This window comes from Kocuria subflava, assembly GCF_012163155.1.
In the GTDB taxonomy this organism is placed as follows: domain Bacteria; phylum Actinomycetota; class Actinomycetes; order Actinomycetales; family Micrococcaceae; genus Kocuria; species Kocuria subflava.
The window spans coordinates 1-551 of record NZ_JAAVUN010000210.1; the positions used below are offsets into that span (position 1 = coordinate 1).

Sequence of the window (551 nt, forward strand, 5' to 3'; positions counted from 1 at the left end):
GGACTTCATCCCCTGCGGCATTCCCGAGGCGGGCGTCACCTCGATCAGTCGGGAACTGGGCAGGAATGTTGAGCCGGTCGACGTGGTTGACGTGGTGATCGAAGAATTCCGTCGCCGGGAGGCCGAGCTGTGCGAAGTGTCCGAGATTCCCCGGGACCAACCGCCGTTGCCGTGGCCCACACCGGTTCACCCGTGAGAACTCGGCCCGTCCGCCCCTGGCCGTCCGCAGCCCTCGGGACCGTCACACCCGGCAGCGGATCGGCACCAACCAGCACCACCCAGGAGATCGCCGTATGACCATCGCACCCGAAGGCCGCCGCCTGTTGCGCGTGGAGGCCCGCAACGCCGAGGTTCCGATCGAGAAGGAGCCCAACTGGCTCAAGAACACGGCCCACATGGGGCCCGAGTACACCAAGCTCAAGTCCATGGCCCGCGGACAGGGACTGCACACGGTGTGCGAGGAAGCTGGTTGTCCCAACATCTACGAGTGTTGGGAAGACCGTGAGGCGTCATTCCTGATCGGCGGCTCCGTGTGCACGCGCCGCTGCGAT

Annotated in this window: 2 pseudogenes; both read left to right on the forward strand. The window is 66.1% G+C overall.

Features of this window, described 5'->3' with window-relative positions:
* Window positions 1–196: pseudogene (locus GTW58_RS14395) on the forward strand (lipoyl(octanoyl) transferase LipB); the annotation flags it as partial.
* 97 nt (window positions 197–293) lie between these two features.
* A pseudogene (locus GTW58_RS13810) lies at window positions 294–551 on the forward strand (lipoyl synthase); the annotation flags it as partial.